At 41.2% G+C, this 19,448-nt stretch carries 14 protein-coding genes; 8 read left to right on the top strand and 6 right to left on the bottom strand.

Features of this window, described 5'->3' with window-relative positions; all coding sequences use genetic code 11:
* The first annotated feature begins 74 nt into the window (after positions 1–74).
* The 4 genes from AC2CZC_RS12675 to AC2CZC_RS12660 all read left to right on the top strand — a co-directional run bounded on the left by AC2CZC_RS12675 (position 75) and on the right by AC2CZC_RS12660 (position 4,925).
* A complete protein-coding gene (locus tag AC2CZC_RS12675; protein ID WP_484582037.1) occupies positions 75–548 on the top strand; it encodes a DUF4124 domain-containing protein in 474 nt (157 codons plus the stop codon).
* Positions 549–784: 236 nt separating this feature from the next.
* Positions 785–2,518, top strand: a complete 1,734-nt coding sequence (gene aceK / locus AC2CZC_RS12670) for a bifunctional isocitrate dehydrogenase kinase/phosphatase (protein ID WP_484582036.1) — start codon at positions 785–787, stop codon at positions 2,516–2,518.
* A complete protein-coding gene (locus AC2CZC_RS12665; RefSeq protein WP_484582035.1) occupies positions 2,515–3,453 on the top strand; it encodes a LysR family transcriptional regulator in 939 nt (312 codons plus the stop codon). The genes aceK and AC2CZC_RS12665 overlap by 4 nt, the downstream gene beginning before the upstream one ends.
* Entirely contained in the window at positions 3,453–4,925 is a 1,473-nt protein-coding gene (locus AC2CZC_RS12660; protein ID WP_484582034.1) for a carboxypeptidase M32, read from the top strand. The genes AC2CZC_RS12665 and AC2CZC_RS12660 overlap by 1 nt, the downstream gene beginning before the upstream one ends.
* Before the next feature lie 30 nt (positions 4,926–4,955).
* On the opposite strand, the gene AC2CZC_RS12655 is transcribed toward AC2CZC_RS12660, so the two are convergent.
* Entirely contained in the window at positions 4,956–5,318 is a 363-nt protein-coding gene (locus AC2CZC_RS12655; RefSeq protein WP_484582033.1) for a hypothetical protein, read from the bottom strand.
* Between the two features lie 140 nt (positions 5,319–5,458).
* Between AC2CZC_RS12655 and AC2CZC_RS12650 the strand changes: the two genes are divergently transcribed.
* From AC2CZC_RS12650 to AC2CZC_RS12640, 3 genes are all read left to right on the top strand, one after another.
* Positions 5,459–6,322, top strand: a complete 864-nt coding sequence (locus AC2CZC_RS12650; RefSeq protein ID WP_484582032.1) for a hypothetical protein — start codon at positions 5,459–5,461, stop codon at positions 6,320–6,322.
* Between the two features lie 107 nt (positions 6,323–6,429).
* Positions 6,430–6,840 (top strand): hypothetical protein, encoded by a 411-nt coding sequence (locus tag AC2CZC_RS12645; protein WP_484582031.1) that lies wholly within the window; start codon positions 6,430–6,432, stop codon positions 6,838–6,840.
* A 63-nt stretch (positions 6,841–6,903) separates the two neighbouring features.
* The gene (locus tag AC2CZC_RS12640) at positions 6,904–7,815 is read left to right on the top strand and encodes a M14 family metallopeptidase (protein ID WP_484582030.1); all 912 of its coding nucleotides are present in this window, start codon (positions 6,904–6,906) and stop codon (positions 7,813–7,815) included.
* Between the two features lie 27 nt (positions 7,816–7,842).
* Here the strand turns inward: AC2CZC_RS12640 and AC2CZC_RS12635 are convergent, their stop codons facing one another.
* Entirely contained in the window at positions 7,843–8,433 is a 591-nt protein-coding gene (locus tag AC2CZC_RS12635; protein ID WP_063363898.1) for a CBS domain-containing protein, read from the bottom strand.
* A gap of 459 nt (positions 8,434–8,892) precedes the next feature.
* Between AC2CZC_RS12635 and AC2CZC_RS12630 the strand changes: the two genes are divergently transcribed.
* Complete coding sequence (locus AC2CZC_RS12630; RefSeq protein ID WP_063363897.1) at positions 8,893–9,849, top strand: FHA domain-containing protein; 957 nt, start codon at positions 8,893–8,895, stop codon at positions 9,847–9,849.
* A 33-nt stretch (positions 9,850–9,882) separates the two neighbouring features.
* Here AC2CZC_RS12630 and AC2CZC_RS12625 read toward each other — a convergent pair whose 3' ends face one another.
* The 4 genes from AC2CZC_RS12625 to recC form a co-directional block, all read right to left on the bottom strand.
* A complete protein-coding gene (locus tag AC2CZC_RS12625; protein ID WP_484582029.1) occupies positions 9,883–10,404 on the bottom strand; it encodes an Mpo1 family 2-hydroxy fatty acid dioxygenase in 522 nt (173 codons plus the stop codon).
* 245 nt (positions 10,405–10,649) lie between these two features.
* Positions 10,650–12,539, bottom strand: a complete 1,890-nt coding sequence (recD, locus tag AC2CZC_RS12620; RefSeq protein WP_484582028.1) for an exodeoxyribonuclease V subunit alpha — start codon at positions 12,537–12,539, stop codon at positions 10,650–10,652.
* Positions 12,539–16,066, bottom strand: coding sequence for an exodeoxyribonuclease V subunit beta (gene recB / locus AC2CZC_RS12615; RefSeq protein ID WP_484582027.1), 3,528 nt, complete (start codon positions 16,064–16,066; stop codon positions 12,539–12,541). Before recB ends, recD begins: the two co-directional genes overlap by 1 nt.
* Positions 16,053–19,343, bottom strand: coding sequence for an exodeoxyribonuclease V subunit gamma (gene recC / locus AC2CZC_RS12610; RefSeq protein WP_484582026.1), 3,291 nt, complete (start codon positions 19,341–19,343; stop codon positions 16,053–16,055). The genes recB and recC overlap by 14 nt, the downstream gene beginning before the upstream one ends.
* Between the last annotated feature and the right edge of the window lie 105 nt (positions 19,344–19,448).

Genomic DNA, 19,448 nt, shown 5'->3' with positions numbered 1-19,448 from the left:
TGCTCTCATTTCAACGTAACCTTTTATTTTTTGTCTATAGTTAAGTGATGCGCGACTACAGGGAAACGTCAGCTATGAAATTTACTTTACTATTATGCTTTTTATTTTATACCAATATCAGCCTTGCAAAAACGACGGTTTCTTACTATAAATGCGTCACTGACAAGAGCACCATCTTTAGCCAACACCCTTGTTCAAACAACGCACAGCAGTACACCCTGACTCACTCAGATCCACAAGCTACCATACCCTCTGAGCAACATTTTAAAACATTGAATGAGATAGAGCGCAAACAAATTATTCTTAACCTAAAAAATGCACTGCGAGCAAAAAAACAGCATGCTGCAATACTTGGCCGAAAACGTGATGAAGCAGCCAGAAAGCAGCAGCGTCGTGTGACCCGTTTGATGGATGATGACAAAAGAAAAGCCACAGTGAAAGATGTGAAAAAGCAATTAAAAACAATAAATAAAGATTACTTGCAAAGAGTAAAAGTCCTGAATAAAGAAATTGCACAGATTGAGAAAAAGCTGAAGCGGCTAGAATAATAAAATGGCCTATAGTTAGTTTATTTCCCTGAATTTAGAAGTCCCTTCATAAAATACTATGTACCGTGAACTTGTCATGACAGTTATTGTGCATATTTGCAAAAATTGACCAATTCAAGCTAGAGTATAAGCAAATTAAGCTATATGCTCTTTTATTTATGGCTTGAAACCCCTTGGATAATAATCCCTATTTTTAAGTTTGATCAGGGTTAATTTATTCGAAAAAGGAAGCTTTTATGGGCCCTCAAGATATTGCGTTTTTAATTATTTCTGGCTTTAAAAAGCACTATGCTCTTTTTCAAAGCATCACTGCACAGGCACCGGATGCATTCATATCACAGCAATGGGCCAATATAGAGCGGATCAGTAAAGCGCGGATCAGTCATTACGATGAGCGCATACAAGAAACCGTCGAAATACTAAAACTACAATTCCCAACCAAGCAAATTAGTAGTGACTTATGGCTCCAAGTAAAAGAAGCCTACATTGAGTTATTGGCTTTTCATCCTCAAGCAGAGCTTGCAGAAACATTTTACAACTCGGTGTTTTGTCACCTATTCCACCATAGCTACTTCAACAATGACTATATATTTGTTGATAGCTCAAAAAAAGGCATGCCATTACTCCCCATTGAAGCAGAGTATCGAAGCTACTTTCCCGTTATCGAAGGTCTGCGCAAAACAATTGAGCAAATTATTAAAGATACTGGCTTTTTTGATGACTTTCATAACCTTGAGCAAGATATCCGACTTTTACAAAGAGCATTTTTAAAACAAGCGCCCAACACACACCACCAACACTTTAGAATGCGCTTTGATATTTTAAAGGCACCATTTTATCGCAATAAAAGCGCATACATAGTCGGAAGAGTCATTTCTTGTTCTGGTGTGCAGCCGTTTATCATCGCACTATTACACCATCCGAGCGGTAAATTAAAAATAGATGCATTAATTACACAAGCATCTCAAATGAGCTTAATATTCGGCTTTGCTCGCGCTTATTTTTTAGTCGAAACACACGCACCATCAGCAATGGTGGGATTTTTAAATCAATTAATGCCCAGTAAAACTGTTGCGGAGCTATACAATTCAATTGGTTTTCACAAACACGGAAAAACTGAATTTTACCGTGAATTCTTGCTCCATCAAAAACAGTACAGTGAGTGTTTTACTATCGCACCCGGCACACCCGGTATGGTCATGCTAGTGTTTACCTTACCGACTTTCCCATACGTGTTTAAAGTCATAAAAGATAAATTTGCGCCGAGTAAGCCATTTGGTAAAGAAACAGTTTTGGCACGATACCAGCTGGTCAAAAACCATGACAGAGTCGGTCGAATGGCTGACACGTTAGAATATTCTAATGTAGTCATTCCCAAAAATCGTATCGAGCCAGACTTACTCGCTGTGATAAAGGAAAAAATAGCACAAAATATCATAGAAGATGACAAGTTCATCACCATTAAACACTTGTATATTGAAAGACGTATCACACCTCTAAACCTCTTTATACAAGATGCAACAGATGAGCAAATAGAGCATGTTATCGAAGATTACGGCAATGCCATCAAAGAGATGTTACAAGTTAATATTTTTCCAGGTGACATGCTCTTAAAAAACTTTGGTGTAAGTCGACACAATCGCGTGATCTTTTATGACTATGACGAGGTACAATACCTCACACAAATGTCATTTAAAGCACTGCCAAAGGTATCTCTTGACGATTTATATTCAGGACAAGCGACGCCATCGGTTGCACCCAATGATGTATTTCCCGAGCAAATGTGTACATTTGTACTGACAAACCCTAAACTCAAGGCAGCTTTTGAGCGCCACCACCCAGAACTCATGACTCCAATGTATTGGCAAAAAGTTCAACGGGATATAAGACAACATATCACCAAACATGTTTATCCATACCCGCAAAGTCAGCGGTTTGGACATCACAATAACAAGAAAGGAACATTGTGAACATTAGCAAAATTGACCTCAACTTACTGGTATACTTAGACACTCTGCTCAGAGAGTGTAATGTAACACGTGCAGCTAACCAGCTAAGTATCACCCAACCTGCGATGAGTAATGGTCTAAAGAGACTGAGAAACTTATTTAATGATCCCATACTCGTGCGCACCAGTGAAGGCATGGTACCCACCGAGCGAGCGTTAGAGTTGCAACCTGTCATACGCGGGATCTTAATGACTCTAGAGGAAACGCTCGCCCCAAATAGAGAATTTGAAGCAAGCCATAGTAAACGCGTTTTTCGTATTATGGCAAGTGATTATGCTGCTAGCACACTCGCTCCCAAGCTATTGGCCAAACTACATAATGAAGCACCAGATACTACGCTAGATATACTAACTCCCAGCGATGTTACTTTTCATGATGTTGAAAATGGTAAAGTGGATATGGCAATCAATCGATTTGAGAACCTGCCTCAGTCATTCCATCACAAGCAAATTTGGAAAGATAGCTTTAGTTGCCTAGTTAAATCCGATAACCCGATTAAGGAAGACTTCACGCTAGACGCCTATTTAAATGCACGTCATATTTGGGTGAGTAAAACCGGTTTTGGTGTAGGTGTCGGCATGAACCCAGAAGATATCCAAAAGCTAGGTTGGGTGGATGAAGCACTAGCAAACTTTGGTAAACACCGAAACATTGCCACCTTCACACGTAACTATCATGTTGCTATTCATCTTGCCAAAGAACAGAATTTAATTGCGACACTGCCATCAAAGGCTGCCAACATATACAGAGATGATAACTCGTTAGCCATTTTGGAGCCCCCGTTTCCTATTCCTCCCTTTGAACTAGATATGATTTGGAGCCCTCTACTTCACCGTGATGCCAGCCATGTGTGGTTGAGACAAAAAGTTGCAGAAGTGGCTGAGGAAATAAAATAATGACAACAAAAAACTACAACAAGCTCATCGGACACTACCACTCTATTGATAACTTTGAGCACCTGAGTGCAATTTGTAGTTGGGATCAGGCTGCAATGATGCCGTCGGGCGGGGCTGATAGCCGAGCTGAAGCCATGGCAGAGCTAGCTGTTCACCTTCACTCACTTCATACAGCACCGCAACTTGCCGATCTTTTCGACGCAGTTAAAGACGAGGAGTTAAACGAATCTCAACAAGCCAGTGTGAGAGAGATGCGCAGAGCTTGGCAAATGCGTACGGTACTGCCGGCTGATTTAGTCAAAGCAAAAAGCTTAGCGGGAGCCAAGTGTGAACACCAGTGGCGAACACAAAGAACAGAGAATAACTGGCAAGGCTTTGTTAAAAACTTTAAGCCAGTCGTACAGCTTAGCCAAGAAGAAGCGCAGATCAGAGCAAGTGCGAATAACCTGACGCCTTATGATGCAATGTTGGATATTTATGAACCAGGTATGAGCAGCGAAGAACTTGATCAACTGTTCAAAGACATAACTAGCTGGCTACCACAGCTTATCCAAGAAACCAAACAAATACCGCCACCAGCAACACATGCGTCCTACCCAGTAAAACAGCAAGAACTGCTAGCGCATGAGCTCATGACAATACTCGGATTTGATTTTGACCACGGTAGATTGGACACCAGCGTTCACCCATTTTGTGGCGGAACAAGTCAAGATACCAGAATAACAACACGGTATGATGAAGATGAATTTATCAACGCAATGATGGGCGTGATCCACGAAACAGGACACGCATGTTATGAGCAAAACTTGCCAACACCTCTGAATAAGTTACCTGCAGGTAAAGCCCGCTCTATGGCCATTCACGAGTCGCAGTCCTTATTTTATGAAATGCAAATCGCGAGAAGCCCTGAGTTTATCGCGCTAATCAGTGAACTTGCGGCACGCCACTTCCCCAACTATGCATCAATAAATACGACTCAAAAATTACAGCTGGACCTGCAGCGCGTTACCCCTAGTTTGATTCGTGTTGATGCTGATGAAGTCACCTACCCAGCACACATTATCTTACGCTATGAAATAGAAAGAGATCTCATTAACGGCAAGATTAATTGTCAGGACATTCCTGAGCTTTGGGATAAAAAAATGTCCACACTGTTAGGGCTTTCAACAAAAGACAATTACAAAAATGGGTGTATGCAAGACATACACTGGACAGATGGAAGTTTCGGATACTTTCCAAGTTACACGCTAGGCGCTATGTATGCTGCACAATTTAAACATGCTATGAGCCAATCTATCGATATTGCAACACAGATCAATAATCTAGATTTCAAACCTATTTATGATTGGCTAAACACGCATATTTGGCAAAAAGCGAGCTTGTTACCAACAAATGAGCTAGTGGTTAAAGCGACGGGATCTTCGCTTAACGCTCAGATCTTTAAGGAACATTTACAACAACGTTACTCTTAGAACCAAAAGTCGTTAATTTGAGGCAAGCTGCTACGCATTTGCCTCGCGCTTTACTTTATTGGCCATATTAATCTTATTCACCAAAAACTGTGCTGTTTCTTGAAGGGGGGCGTCTTCAATTTGCTGCATTCTATGGTCTATAAAGCCTTGCAATCTACCACTTTTCAATGCCAGCAGACACTTACTTATTGACTCATCCACATACTCGTTTAAAGAGATTGAACCACTCCAATGTAAAGAATTTGCCCATTGCAAAACATGACTCAGCTCACTCGGCTTAATTTCTCCACATATGCATTGTGACATTAATGCAATATCAAGTAGCGACTCTTTTTGCAGCTGTTCAACACACACCCCACTGTCAAGATGAGATAGCAATTGTTCAAACTTCATTTTTGACTCCTTCAATTGACGGCATGCCCTTAATGGCGATAGTACGAACATATAAAACTCCAATGACAATGTCACTTAAAAAATATACAAGTTGTGATCCATGCACTAGCCTTAGAACTGGGTAAATAAAATGGTCCGAAATGTTTAAAAAGCTCGGCATTATCGCATTACTTAGTATTAGTCATTGCAGTTTTTCTAAGGTAAGTAACACTATCTCTGTTCCAGTGAATAGGGACATTTACGGCTACGCTCAAACTATTTTAAATGCACAAGACCTTGATAGTATCTCTCCAGACATCTTTGATCACCCTCTCTGCCAAAGGGATGTTGTAGATCTAATTATTATTCAAAAAGCACTACAAGTTGGCAAAGCAGACGTGACTTTAGATTTTTTTATGATAGATCACGAAGAGCGAGAAGAAATCTTATTGCAATCTGGGATGTCGATGATTAGCGTAGATACAATATGGCTATCTCAAGCAAAAGCTTTGGGTGATAGCGTATTAATCTCTTCGCCTATTATTCGCAAAGGTGAGTACTTTGCAGGCATTTATACTGCTGAGAGCAGGGCTAAAACGCTAGCATTAGAAATAAAGCAGGACTTTTCTAATATAACGGTAGTGAGTAATAAAGCCTGGTCAGTCGACTGGTCTACCATCAAAAAACTCAATCCGAAACGGCTATTTAATGAATCAGACTGGACAATGATGGCGCGCTTGGTGAGTAATGAATGGGTGGATATTATGCTTATACCATTCAACAATCAAGCCCCTTTTAGGTACACAGGAAAAGGCTATAAAGTCGAAGCAGTTCAAGGCGTTAAAGTTGCACTACAAGATAGCCGCCACTTCGTAATAAGCAAAAAGTATCAAAACAGTCAAGCTATTTTCGACTCCCTACAATTGGGAATAAAACAACTCAGAGCCAACAAGTTCATCGAAAAATCATATAAAAAATGCGGCTTTCTAAACATTTTGGTTGATAAATGGAGGGAAATACCCTAGAAAAATCGTATTTTTAACTATTAATGGCCGGATTCATATTTACTCCATTTTGTTCCAATATCTTTCCCAAACTTGAAAAAAACACCAATAGGAAATAGGAATTTAAAATGAAAGAACTTAGGCTACAAGTTAATACTGTATTCTACTTAATCGTAATGCTAGCTTCATTAGTACTGCTAAGTGCTGCAAAATTATTTATGGATATGCAATTATCTCACTTGGCTACTTTACAGTTCTTTATCGCCATTTCAGCAATTTTTATGGCACTTGTGCATCTGATGCTCACCTTATCAGGACAGAAGAAAGTGACTATTTGCAATCAAGGAATCTCATACTTGAATCTTTTTGCGAGAAGAAAATTTGTTCCATCTGAAGAAATCAAAAAGTTAACGACTCGTAATTGCTTAGGGTTAAAAGTGATCCAAGTTCACACCCATGAGAAGACGATTACTTTATTAGCATTCAAAATAACCAAAGCACAAAAGAAATCCCTGGTTCAGCTTGGCTACTTAGCTTAAAAGTTTGCCATCTAAAGATAAACTGCATAGCATGCTGCGAACAGGTCAAAACAGAGTCAAATCATGTCAAAGCAATATCATATAGGCAAAACCGGAATTCCTTGGACAACAACTGAAAAGCAACTTTGGTATCAGTCTCAAACAATTAAACGCTCATACAAAGAGCTTGTATTAAAAGAAGTAAAAGCACTCGATACTTTTTGCGAAATTGAACAGTATGGGTCATTAGACTATCTAGATGGAATATACCCTTTACTTGCAATAAAGAATAAAGATGTTGACACATCACTGCCGACAATCCTTGTTACAGGTGGGGTGCATGGTTATGAGACAAGTGGCGTCATGGGGGCTTTGGCGTTTGCGCGGCACCAAATGCGACAGTTTACAGATAGTTTTAACTTTGTAATTTTGCCTTGTATCAGTCCATGGGGCTTTGAAACGATTAATAGATGGAACCCAGATGCGGTAGACCCTAATCGGTCTTTTTACGATAACAGCCCTGCATTGGAGTCTCACTTAGCAATGCACTTTATTAAACAGCTACAAGCCAATATCATTGCACATATTGACCTTCATGAAACAACGGATACTGACAACAGTGAATTTCGCCCAGCATTGGCAGCACGAGATGGCAAAGTAAACCTCAATTGGAATATACCAGATGGCTTTTATCTCGTAGGACATACTCAAAAGCCTGAGCCAGCATTTCAAAAATGTGTGATCGAACAGGTACAAAAAGTCACGCACATAGCCGATGCCGACGACAACTCACAGTTGATCGGTGTAGATATAGAACAGTTTGGTGTCATTAACTACGATGCGACTAAACTGGGCTTATGTATGGGCTTCACACAAGCTCAGTATGTGACGACCACTGAAGTTTACCCTGACAGTAAAAGCACCTCAGAACAAGAATGCATTGACGGCCAAGTTGCTGCCATACTCGGCGTAATACAATACCTAAAAACCCTTTAACCCTATTCGATAAGTAGCGGCTTTAAACTAAGCCGTTACTTCACCATGTTCATAAATGATTTCGAAAATCTCTTTGAATGAGTGGGCTTTTTGCAAAATGTTCACCGGAATATGCAATGCTCTTGCAATATCAGATGCTGAAATCATACCACGCAACACTTGGTTGTTATCCATAAGTAGCACATGCTGATGCCCCAACTCTTTCAGCGTTTCTAAAATATCGCCAATGCGCGCATCTTTAACACAGTCGTAAAACATTGCATGCAATTCACTTTTTTTGGTCATCACATCTTCTACGGTAAGATCTGAGCGAGAAACGCTGCGCTTTTGTGCAGTAGTGAGTACTTTCCTACCCGTCAAATCTTTCGAGTTAACAACGCCTACAAATGTGTCATCATGATCAATAACTAGCTTACATCGCACATGACCGTTCACCATCATAAATAGTGCGTGATCAATATCGACATCTTTTAATATCATTTGTGGCTGGCGCCTTGAAAAGTCGGTTACTACCTGCTCTGCCGGGCTAAATATCGATAATGGATTCCCTTCATAGTGCTCGCAAAACTGATAAATCCCTTTCAACTTAGTCGTGTTTAATAATCTAAACTCACTCATATACCACCTCTTGTGGACTCATCAACTACCTTTATTAAAAAAGGATGGTTCATTGTTCAGGGGATCGCAAGGTTGATTAGGGGTACGATTTGAATCATAGAAAAGTGCTGTAATCGGCTGTAATAGATAAAATAAGTTATTCTTCGTACAATGTATTTTATAGGTTAGTGAACTAACGAAAAGATCAATTTGGGCTTTATATACAGTCAAACTTGCAGTTTTCCCTTTATTGGTGCCCACCTAGGTTGGCCCACTTTTATGACACTATCTCGTGGAATGAAATATCAGTAAATACGGTTAAACAATGCGATATATGATATAACCAGTATTGCGTTACTTAGGATTTATCTTCGATTGAGATACTTTTTAGTGGCGATTTACTCCTCATATCAGGTAGAATTTCTGCAAATAAAACGTACTGCTGGCCCTTAGCACATATACGGAAATCTAGGAAACTCTATGGCTTACTTAATCGATGAACTCAAACTCGAAAAAATATATTTAAAGAGTTATCACACTTTTGGACGATACAAATTTAATGTAGACACATTTTTAGATAAGCCCGGTATTTCGAGACATCATGCCATCATAGAATACACCAATGACAATTGGTTAATTCGCGATGTAAGTACAAATGGTATATGGATAAATGATCGAAAAATTGATAAAAACCTCCCTTACCAACTCTCTGAAAATGATAAAATCGATTTTGCAGCACCGGGACAAAATTCATTTGTCGTAGGTAGTCTAAATGCCAATTGCCAGTATTTTGTGTCGCAAAATAACCGTAATAACGTCATTGAAGTCGAAAACCAAATGCTGCTTCCTAACGAAGAAGAACCGACTCATATTGTTTACTATGACGCCTTGCTCAATTATTGGTTCCTTGAAGATCTTACGACCTCAGACAGACAAGCCTTAATCGATGGCGGCATTACCAGCCTATTTGGCGAGCAATGGCTGTTCTATTGTGCTGGCATTTCAACCATGACAAAACACCTAGAGCAACAACCAGCGGTGAAACCACTGGCTTTAAGCTTTGCTGTTAGTCTAGATGAAGAAAAAACAGAGCTTTCTTTACACGTTGAAGGCGAGGAATATAACTTGGGTAGTAGAAGCCATCACTATCTCCTGTTACTGCTTGCTAGAACGCGTATTGAAGACAAACAAGCAGGTGTAGATACTGAATCTCAGGGTTGGGTTTACAGAGAAGATCTCGCTAAACAACTTGGTGTACAAATGAATCATATGAACATCATGGTGCATCGTGCACGCAAACAATTAAGTGAAGCAGCACCTGACCGAGCACCTGAAGCTGGTTATATCATTGAAACCAATAACGGGCAGCTACGCATGAATTGTCAAGATGTCACCATTTTAAAAGGCGCTCAACTTGAGACTCGCATTAGCTTGTAGCATATAAACCCTATCTACAATGGGCCCCAACTTTCAATTTCGATAGGGCCCAGCTTGCGCTACGATGCGCTCTTCGAGTTTTTTCATTAACCCAAACATGAATAATACTTCCACAAGTACAAAAAGTGGTCCAATTAAAAGTCCTACTAAATCATCTACAAACGCTGGCTTTTTCCCTTCATAGTAATGACCTATGAACTGAATGACCCAACCTAAAACAAAAACTGCTGCGCCACTCAAATAGAATACCCCTGTTGCAATATCAAAGTTTAAAAACTGTGTATAGATAAACATCGCGAGCACATAGCCCAAACTTAAAAATATCACCATAAGCACACCAAGCTTGAGTGACAAATACAGATAATAAACCGATACTAGGCCAATCAACAGACCTGACACAGTGATCGATACTGTATTTAAGTCAAATAAGGGAACATAGGTCATTAGGATAACGGACAGGACGATCAAGGGAACGCCAAACAAATGTGTGCGTATATTGCGATTATCTCTGTGATAAAGTGCATACTGAACCAGGTGACTTTCTAAATTTTTCATCTCTGTACTCATCAAGAGTAAATACTTTAATTTTCACTCTAACGCCTTACAGGAAAAAATGTCAATAAAACACCACTCACAAAGTAAACAACGTTTAACTTGGATATATTTTCCACACATAAAAAAAGGCCGCCTACGACTTTGGCGGCACATTCACTGGGCAATAAAAGCAGGTTTATCATCTCTTTCTGCTTTGCAAATAACCATAGCTCAACATTCAAAAGAAACAAATAAAAAACATTTTTTTAATTTTTCAGCAACCTTTCGCGCAATCCCGAACTTCGTCCAACGGTTTTTTCCATTGCTAGCCTCAGCACTTGAGGCTGACATACTAGCTCTAAATGGTTTTTAGCTCGGGTAATGCCGGTATACACCAATTGCCTATTAACTCCTTGCCTTGCTCTTTGTATCGGAGGCAATATCATTGCTGTATGAGCGAATTCAGACCCTTGAGATTTGTGAATTGTCATCACATACACCAGCTCGTAACTTGGTAAGCGTGCAGGATTGATAGACCTTAAGTGCCCTTGCTCATCAATGAAGGTAGCGAATAGTTGACCATTCTCATCAGGTAACACTATCCCAATATCACCATTAAAAAGTTTCAGCTGATAGTCGTTTTGCGTGATCATTAACGGCATACCTACGTAATATCGTGTGTACGGCCTAATCAAATTTTGCTGAGCAAGTTTATGCTCGATACGTTTGTTTAACTCATTCACGCCGTACGGGCCTTCACGAACAGCGGCAAGTAATTGATAGTCAGAAAATAGTTTATGTATTTGCGGTACACTTTCTCCTGCTTGAATCGCTCTTAAATACTCGCTATAAGCGATGGCAGCGCGCTCTATCATGTTGACATATGATGCATTTGATAGCCCGTAGAGACTTAATTCAGAGAACCCTTGATGTATTACCCAGTCCAAATGATTTGGATCATTATTGTTAACCGCTGAGGCTAATTGGCCGATACCACTGTCACTTTTAAAGCGATGGCTTTGTTGCAAAAACGCCATCATATCTTGCAACTGAAATTGACTTGCAGTCCCTGATAGCTTTTTAACACCACCAAAGCATACATCATTGAGCAATTGAGCCCGCTGCGAAGAATACTTGGGATGTTGCCCCAATTTTAAATCAGCACATAAATCATTAAGAATGCAGCCAGTATCAACGGACGCGAGCTGATCTTTATCTCCCAATAAATATAGCCGTGCGCCTTCAGGCAACGCGGCCACCAACTTGCTCATAAGTGACAAGTCTACCATTGAGGCCTCATCAACGATTAATAAATCAACGTGAAGCGGGTTTTTATCATGGTGTTTATACTTATTACTATGTGGAATAACACCCAATAATCTATGTATTGTTTGTGCGTCCTCGGGGATCAGATCGGCAAGCTCCGGCGCTAACGCTAACCGACCCTTTGCACCGATGATTGACTCACTGAGTCTCGCAGCTGCTTTGCCCGTTGGTGCCACCAGCTTAATATTGAGCGGTGCTTTGACATAAAGAGACTGTAAAATAGCGAGTAATTTTGTAACCGTCGTTGTTTTACCCGTACCTGGCCCGCCTGTGATAACACAAAATGCACTTGCAGCCGCTATGGCACACGCGACTTTTTGCCAATCAATGACATTGTCACCTTGCACTGGGAAATAGACATTCAACAATGCTTGCAACTGACCTAGGTCCAAATTGATCTCACGCTGAGACATGCTTATGAAGCGCTCAGCCAAAAATGCTTCATAATTGGCTAAACGTGCTAAATACAGCTGATTTTTAAATAGTACAATGGGCTTATCATGCCCAACTGCTTGGTGGCAAGAAAGCGCTTGCAATGCCTTGTCTTTATCCACAAATGGCGTCAGCTCTATGGGATGAGCCAATTGCTCGATATTTAGTTCAAACGGATTAAACCAGTCAATAGTATCCAACAATAAACAGCTATGTTGATTTTGCTCAGCTTTAAGCACTAACAATATAAGATAAAATACATCACAAAATTGAGAGTCACAGAGCAGTTTTGAGAGAGCAATATCAACACTTCGTACTTTTCGTTGCTCAATCAATGCCTCAATAAATAAGGCGTCATCAAAACTATCTTGCGTAAAATCTAAAGAAAATTGCGACATTATGATGCCTCCGACTCAAAAAGCGCATCGAGGGTAAGTAACTCTTGCTCCGTGAGAGCTTTGAAGAATACACCGCCACCCTGCGGTAACGCCCGTAAAAATAAGTAATACACACCACCCAAGTGCGTCTCAATCGTGTAGTCAGCGAGTCGATATTTCAATAGCCGATGCAAAGCAACACTATAGATAAGATACTGTAGGTGATATTGATGAGATGACATCGCAGACATTAAGTTATCATCACTATAATCACCCAACTCATCACCTAAGTAATTGGATTTATAATCTAACACGTAGTATTTACCTTGCCAGCGAAAAATAAGATCGATAAACCCTTTTAACATGCCCTGCACTTGGTCAAATTGTAAAAAGCTTGGCTGACCCGTTATATCCGTTAATACCTTATTTAGTTGACTCGCTTTAAGCGCACTTAATGGCAGGTGAAACTCCATTTCTACCAAGCAATTTTCAGGTGCCAAACGACTCAACGACAAGTCGCCAGCCCCATTAAGTGGACACGCCAAGCTTTGCACTACCCACTCAGTCACGCAGTCTCGCCACTGCTCATCAATCTGATATTTATCTAAGCAGGCTTCAACCACCTCGCTCACTGGTAACTTATCACCAGCCACTGGCGTATGAGGTGAGGTAAAATCAATCTGTTCATAGATTTCATGCAAACAGCTCCCCGCTTTTGCACCTTTTACAAAGCTATATGGCGTTTTAGTTGGGGTTTGTGTCATACGGGGCAGATCTAATTCATGATGCTCATCTAAGGCCCCTGCTGGTCTATCATCATGATGCGCATGATAACTTAATTGGCTGAAGCTGGTTGTCCGCCAATCGGTTTCTATTGCGGCGTTTTGCTCTTTTACCGCCAACGAAACAGAGACTTGAGCTTGCGGTTCACCAAAGTAGGCAGTTGGAGGCGTATCAAATATCTCCATGGACATACCAGAATGCTGCTGACATAGCTGTTCAAGTGCTTGATGCCACTGCTGCGCTTCTTTAAACTCGGTATCACCAAACAACGCAAAGCCCAGTGCTGTTTGACCAATACCCAGCTTTTTACTGCGGCCCAATGCAATGTTAAACAAGCCCAGCTCGCAATAGTGCACCGCACGTGTCAGCGCCACATATAATAATCTAATGTCTTCCGCTAAACGCTCTTTTGAGGCCGCTTGTACGCCATAATCATCTGCATCAAGGTCAATGATTAAGTGTTTATCTTGATGATAGATAATTTCACTCGGATCACGATAACCCAGTGCAAATGGCATATATACAATTGGGTACTCCAACCCTTTTGACGCATGCATAGTAACAATTTTAACCAAATTAGCATCACTTTCTAAACGTAACTGAGCACCATCTAACGTTGCTTCGCTGCATTGAATGCTCAACCACCTCAAGACACGTTGCGTCCCTTCTAACTCAATTTGTTTGTGTTGCAATAATTCGGCGAGATGACGATAATCGGTCAACCAGCGCTCGACTTCATAGCCATTTGCCCGCCAAACACTGGCAAGCTGGTTATGCACCATCAGCTTCTCTAACATGGCCATGGCACCACTTTGATACCAAACTCGCTTCAGTTCAGCAAAAAAGTCTAAATAGCTCTGCCATTGCAGCTCATTCTGAGAGAGGCCGTAGACTTGCTCATAATTTAACGCAAATAAAGGACTGACTAACACGCCACGCAGCGCCGCCTCATCATAAGCGCCATGAAGCACATGTAACAATTGATTTAACGCACTGGCAACGGGTTGCCCATATACGCTATCTCTGGCTAAATACACGGCACTCACACCACACGCATGCAGTGCTTGCTTCATCACGGAGGCTTCGTTTCTGTCTCGGACCAAAACACAGATATCAGCCGCTTTTATCGCTTCTCCCCCTATACTTACTTGGCCTAACTGTGCTTGAGAGAGCAAGGTTGCAATCTTAGCTGAAAAAGCTTGCGCCAATGCCTGATGCGCCTGTGCTTTACTGGTAACGCCATCTCCACTATCAAATACGCAAAAGTTTAAAACCTGTTCTGTATCACAACTAAACGACTGCTGCTCAGACTTACCCTGCGCGTCAACTGCGTAAAATGGAATATCCTCATTAAAGATAAAGCTGCGTTCGTGCTGGGTAAAAATCGCGTTGACGCTATCCACCACAGATTTAGCCGAGCGATAGTTTTTAGCCAAAGTAAAGTGTCTGGTTTCATCCACAGCCTGTTTGGCGGCGATGTAGGTGAAAATATCCGCGCCGCGAAACCCATAAATAGCCTGTTTTGGGTCGCCAATCATAGTCAAAGCGCAGCTAGCGCCGCCCGCGTATACGGTGCTGAAAATACCGTATTGAATAGGATCGGTATCCTGAAACTCATCAATTAATGCTACGGGAAATTGCTGTACGATTTTATTAGCTAAAACCTCGCCAGCATCTCCTTGCAACGCTTCGTATAAATTACTCAATAGGTCGTCTGGAGAAATCGTGCTCTGTATTTGCTTATGCTGTACTAACAGCGCTTTTACTTGCTTCAAAGCGTCTTGAAGCAGTGCTATTGGTAGTAAGTTTTTAACTTGATGGTGTAATTTCGCCATTTCGTCAAATTGCGAAATCATGTGATGGGTTATCAACTGGGCATTTTTTTTGTAATTTTTAGCATCCCCAAGTTGTGCGCTCCCCCACAAATTAAAGGAGTGCTTGCTTGTACCGAACTCAAAATACCAAGCGTCTGAAGCAGCATAATCACCCAGAGCATTAATATTAGCAGCACGCCCAGGCGCCTTATTTTTTGCCAGTGCTGACTCGTTTAGGCAAGTGATAAACTCACTTTCTCGGAGCGCCTGTTTAAACTCGGCAGCCCTCGCCTGATATTGCGTTCTTGCAGCTAAAACATCGTCTAATTTCACCTCAGGTGTCAGTTTTGCACCCGATTTACTCAGCAGTGGTATCAGCTTCTTCATCAAGCTTTGTGGATGTGCAAAATGCTCCAACACCAATGCGGTTTGATCTTTGTCCAATGTGTATAAAAATTTGCGCCAGTGGTCCTCTACCGCCATTTTTAAAAGCTCAGTTTCATCAAGAATAAACTCCAGATTAAAACTCAACTTTGACTCAAAGGCGTGCTGTTTAAGCATCCTCTGGCAAAATCCATGAATAGTGAAAATAGCGGCTTCATCCATGGACTTTGCTGCCGCATCTAGCAATTTAAACGCCGCTTTCTTATCCTTAACTTGCGCCAATAACATTGGAATAAGCGGATCTGCACACTCAGCACCGAGTAAAACATCTCGAGCATCTATTATCCTAGCTCTCACGCGGTCTTTTATCTCTTGCGTAGCAGCTTCAGTGAATGTCACCACTAGGATCTGCTCAACACTTAAGCATGTCGATTCTTGATGCTCTACCAAGCCCAATAAGTATCTAAGATAAAGTGCCGTAATAGTGTATGTTTTACCCGTCCCAGCACTCGCCTCAATCAAATTATGGCCATACAGTGGCATGGTGATTGGATTAAGCATCTCCATGAGACTGCTCCTTTTCTAACGCAATGATTGGCCCTAGTAATGATTTGCTGAGCGACATAAACTCTTCCATGCAGGACTCTAAATTTTTGAAATTGAGTGCCACATAAGGATCTTCAGACTCGCCAATGCCAATATACTGGCCACCAGCAAACTTTAAATTCGCTTTACCAATGTCATCCGTGCTCGCAAATGCATAACTTGAGGCTGGGAAAAATGCCACAGGCTGTGAGATCAATTGCTGATAGAAATCGACCCAGCCTTGCAATAACTGCATTGCATCTGATTTCTCAAGCGCATCAAACGTCACCTGCTCATCTAGTCCAATAATTGATGTGCTGGTCGCTGAGACAGTAATATTGGCCAATAGGTGATAAATGAACGCCCGAATTTTATCTTTGGCCTTAATGCTCGCGGGGCGGTAAAAGATCTGCTCATTTACAAAGATTTTATCAAGCCAACCCACTATCTTCATCCCATTAAGCTCTATACTGACCTCACGCGGTGACTGTGCGTTAATAAGCTTGGGCTTCAACACACCCACCATAGGTAACACGCGTTGCTCTAATAATTCTAACTGTATCTCTCCGACATACGCTTGCGGCAAATGACCCCTTTGCAACATTTGCTCTGTGCTGAGAGTGGTATCATTTACACGGGTATCCAGTATTTCTAGTAAATATTGATAACGTGTCAGAGGATCTAAAGAAAATGGTTCTGTATCATCCTGATACTCAAGTGCAGGATTAATTTTCACCCCTAAACAATTTTGATAAAAGTAGCTTTGCGGCGCCGTACACGCGCGTAAAAACTGCGTTAATTCTAGCTCACCTGGCAATTCAACGGATAAAGGCGCAGGCTGAACTAATGGCTGTTCTGATCCGTTAAATAACCAATTGGGGTTATAACTTTGTATAGGGCCTTGCTGATAGTGTTGTGCGTTAAATGGTTGCAGTGGGGCCTGACTTTTAAGCTGCGTACTAACCTGCGTATCGCAGCCTGAAAAATAAAAACTGCGATCAATATATTCAAACAACTCGCTCACTAACACGGATGGCACTTGTACTTCGTTATTAAAACATGAACGGCCAATGTAACTGACATAGAAGTGGCTTCTAGCACTAAGTAACGCCTCTAGAAATAGATATCTATCATCTAATTTTCGAGATCGGTCACCTTTTCTTCTTGATGAGGCAGGCACTAAATCAAAGCCAATCGGCTGAACCTGACGAGGATAATCGGCATCATTCATGCCAAGCAAACACACCACTTTAAAAGGCACCGCACGCATCGGCATCAGGGTACAAAAATTCACGGCTCCAGATAAAAAACGCTGTCCCACGCCTTTTTCTTGTATACCCTGTTTAACCAGATATGCCAGCACCCCAGGATCTATAGGCTCGCGCATATCTCCGCTTTCATAGTGCTTTTCAATGCCTTCGATCACTTTATTTAGTTGCATTAAATCCCAGCTTTGGTCCGCATCTTGGTGATAGAAGCGAGCTAAAAGTGCACGTAACAACGTGGCTTTTTCGCTTAGGTTTGTGGTTTGCAGTAGTTGTGCCTTAGCATCAGTAAGCGCCTCAATAAAAGCAATTAATTTACTTAAAATATGGATCGCCATGCCTTCAACCAAGTCTGCAGGGTATATGCCGTTAAACGCCCCTTCTTCATTTTCTGAAGCAACGCCAAGCAATAATCGATTTAAACCATGTAGCCAGGTGTTAAGAGAGATTTCTGGTAACCCATGTTCAGATTTGTTCTGTGCATCTAGACCCCACTTAATAACAACTTGGTCTAGCCAATATTTTATCTGCTCAAATTCCGTCGCTTCTAATTCAAAGCGACTAGATATAGATTCAACAGCTAATAAATCTAAAATATCTGTTACGCCAAAGCGACTAAAGGGTAAGTTAACCAAAATCACAAACGATGATAAAACAGGCTTTTCTTGCTCAATAGCCATATCTGCGAGGGCATATGGCATATACCGCTTGCCTTGTGCACTGCCAAATACCGCTTCAATATAAGGGCTATACGCACCTACATCAGGCATCATGACAATAATATCTTTAGGTGTTAAATCTGGATGTCGATTAAATAAATTAAGTAGATGATCATGCAAACACTCAACTTCTCTCAAAGCCGTATGGCAATCTTGTAAGAAAATACTGTCGTCACCTTGTTGAACCTGAAGTTTCCCTTCTTCGCTCACAAACCAATTAGGATCAGCTTGTAGAGATTCGCCTTTAAATGCCAGCTGGTATATCTCACTTTGAATTTTTGACAACAAAGAGTCATTAAAGTCTTCCACAAAGCCATCCAACCAACGAGCATCTAATTGCAATAACTGCTCTAGATAATCTCTGCCCAGTTTGCCCCAGGAGGACAGCAATGGATTCCCAACATTAAAGTAATCGTTTTCCTCATCAAGACTTGCCTCAATTTCTGGGCGCTTTGCATATTTAGCTTGGATTTTTGCCTGTGTTTTTTCATCTACCAAGTCTCCCCAATAATGCTCACTTGGATTGAAAAAAAACAGCAACACTTCAGTTTTACTGGCCAGCGCTTGAAACACTTCTAGTTGACTTGTGGGCATCGCAGATAAGCCAAAAATTGAAATACGCTCAGGTAATTGATGACTGTGAGCATTTTCTAGAGCAGCCAATAACTGTTCATGCATATTGGCACGGTTATAAGGGCTTTGCTCTAATTGATTTGTGTACTCGACCAAAGTGCGCCATAAGTCAGGCTGCCAAGGCGCAATGGTGACATCAACATCAGGTAGCGCATCGGTGCCAGACTCCCAGTAGGCTAACCAATCTGGTCGGTACATCAAATATTGATCGTACACATCCGCAATTTTCTCGCACAAGGTAAATAGCTTTAAGCCATCTATCTCCCCCAACTCAGCCGCTTCAGGATTATCAGCATGTAAGTAATTTGCCAATGGCATATACAAAGCATGATCCAGCTTGGATGGCAGTAAACTGTATAACTTCCAAGCTATATTGCCTTTATTATAAGGAGACTCTGCTGGGACATCTGGCAAAAACTGTTGATACAAACGCCAAATAAAGCTCAGCGGCAACGGGAAGTCGACCTGAGCGGCAACACCAATGTGTTTACTGAGCCCATTTTTCAACCACTGTGACATACCTGGCGACTGAACAAGAACGGTTTCTTGTACAAATGGGTCACTTAAGGGGGCTGTTTGCATTACCGTATTAAATTGCGCTTGCAATGCTTCCATTCGATTAGATTGAATTATATGCAACATGTGAAATTAGCTGAAAATCAATTAGATTGAACAGTTTAAGAGAAATACACAGGGTATGACAGAAAAAAGTGCACAGACTCGTTTAGAAGGCTTAGTTTCAGTACT

The organism is Pseudoalteromonas sp. MMG033, from assembly GCF_057197785.1.
The sequence above is the reverse complement of the archived record's forward strand: the minus strand, read 5'-3'. Positions and strand labels throughout refer to the sequence as shown.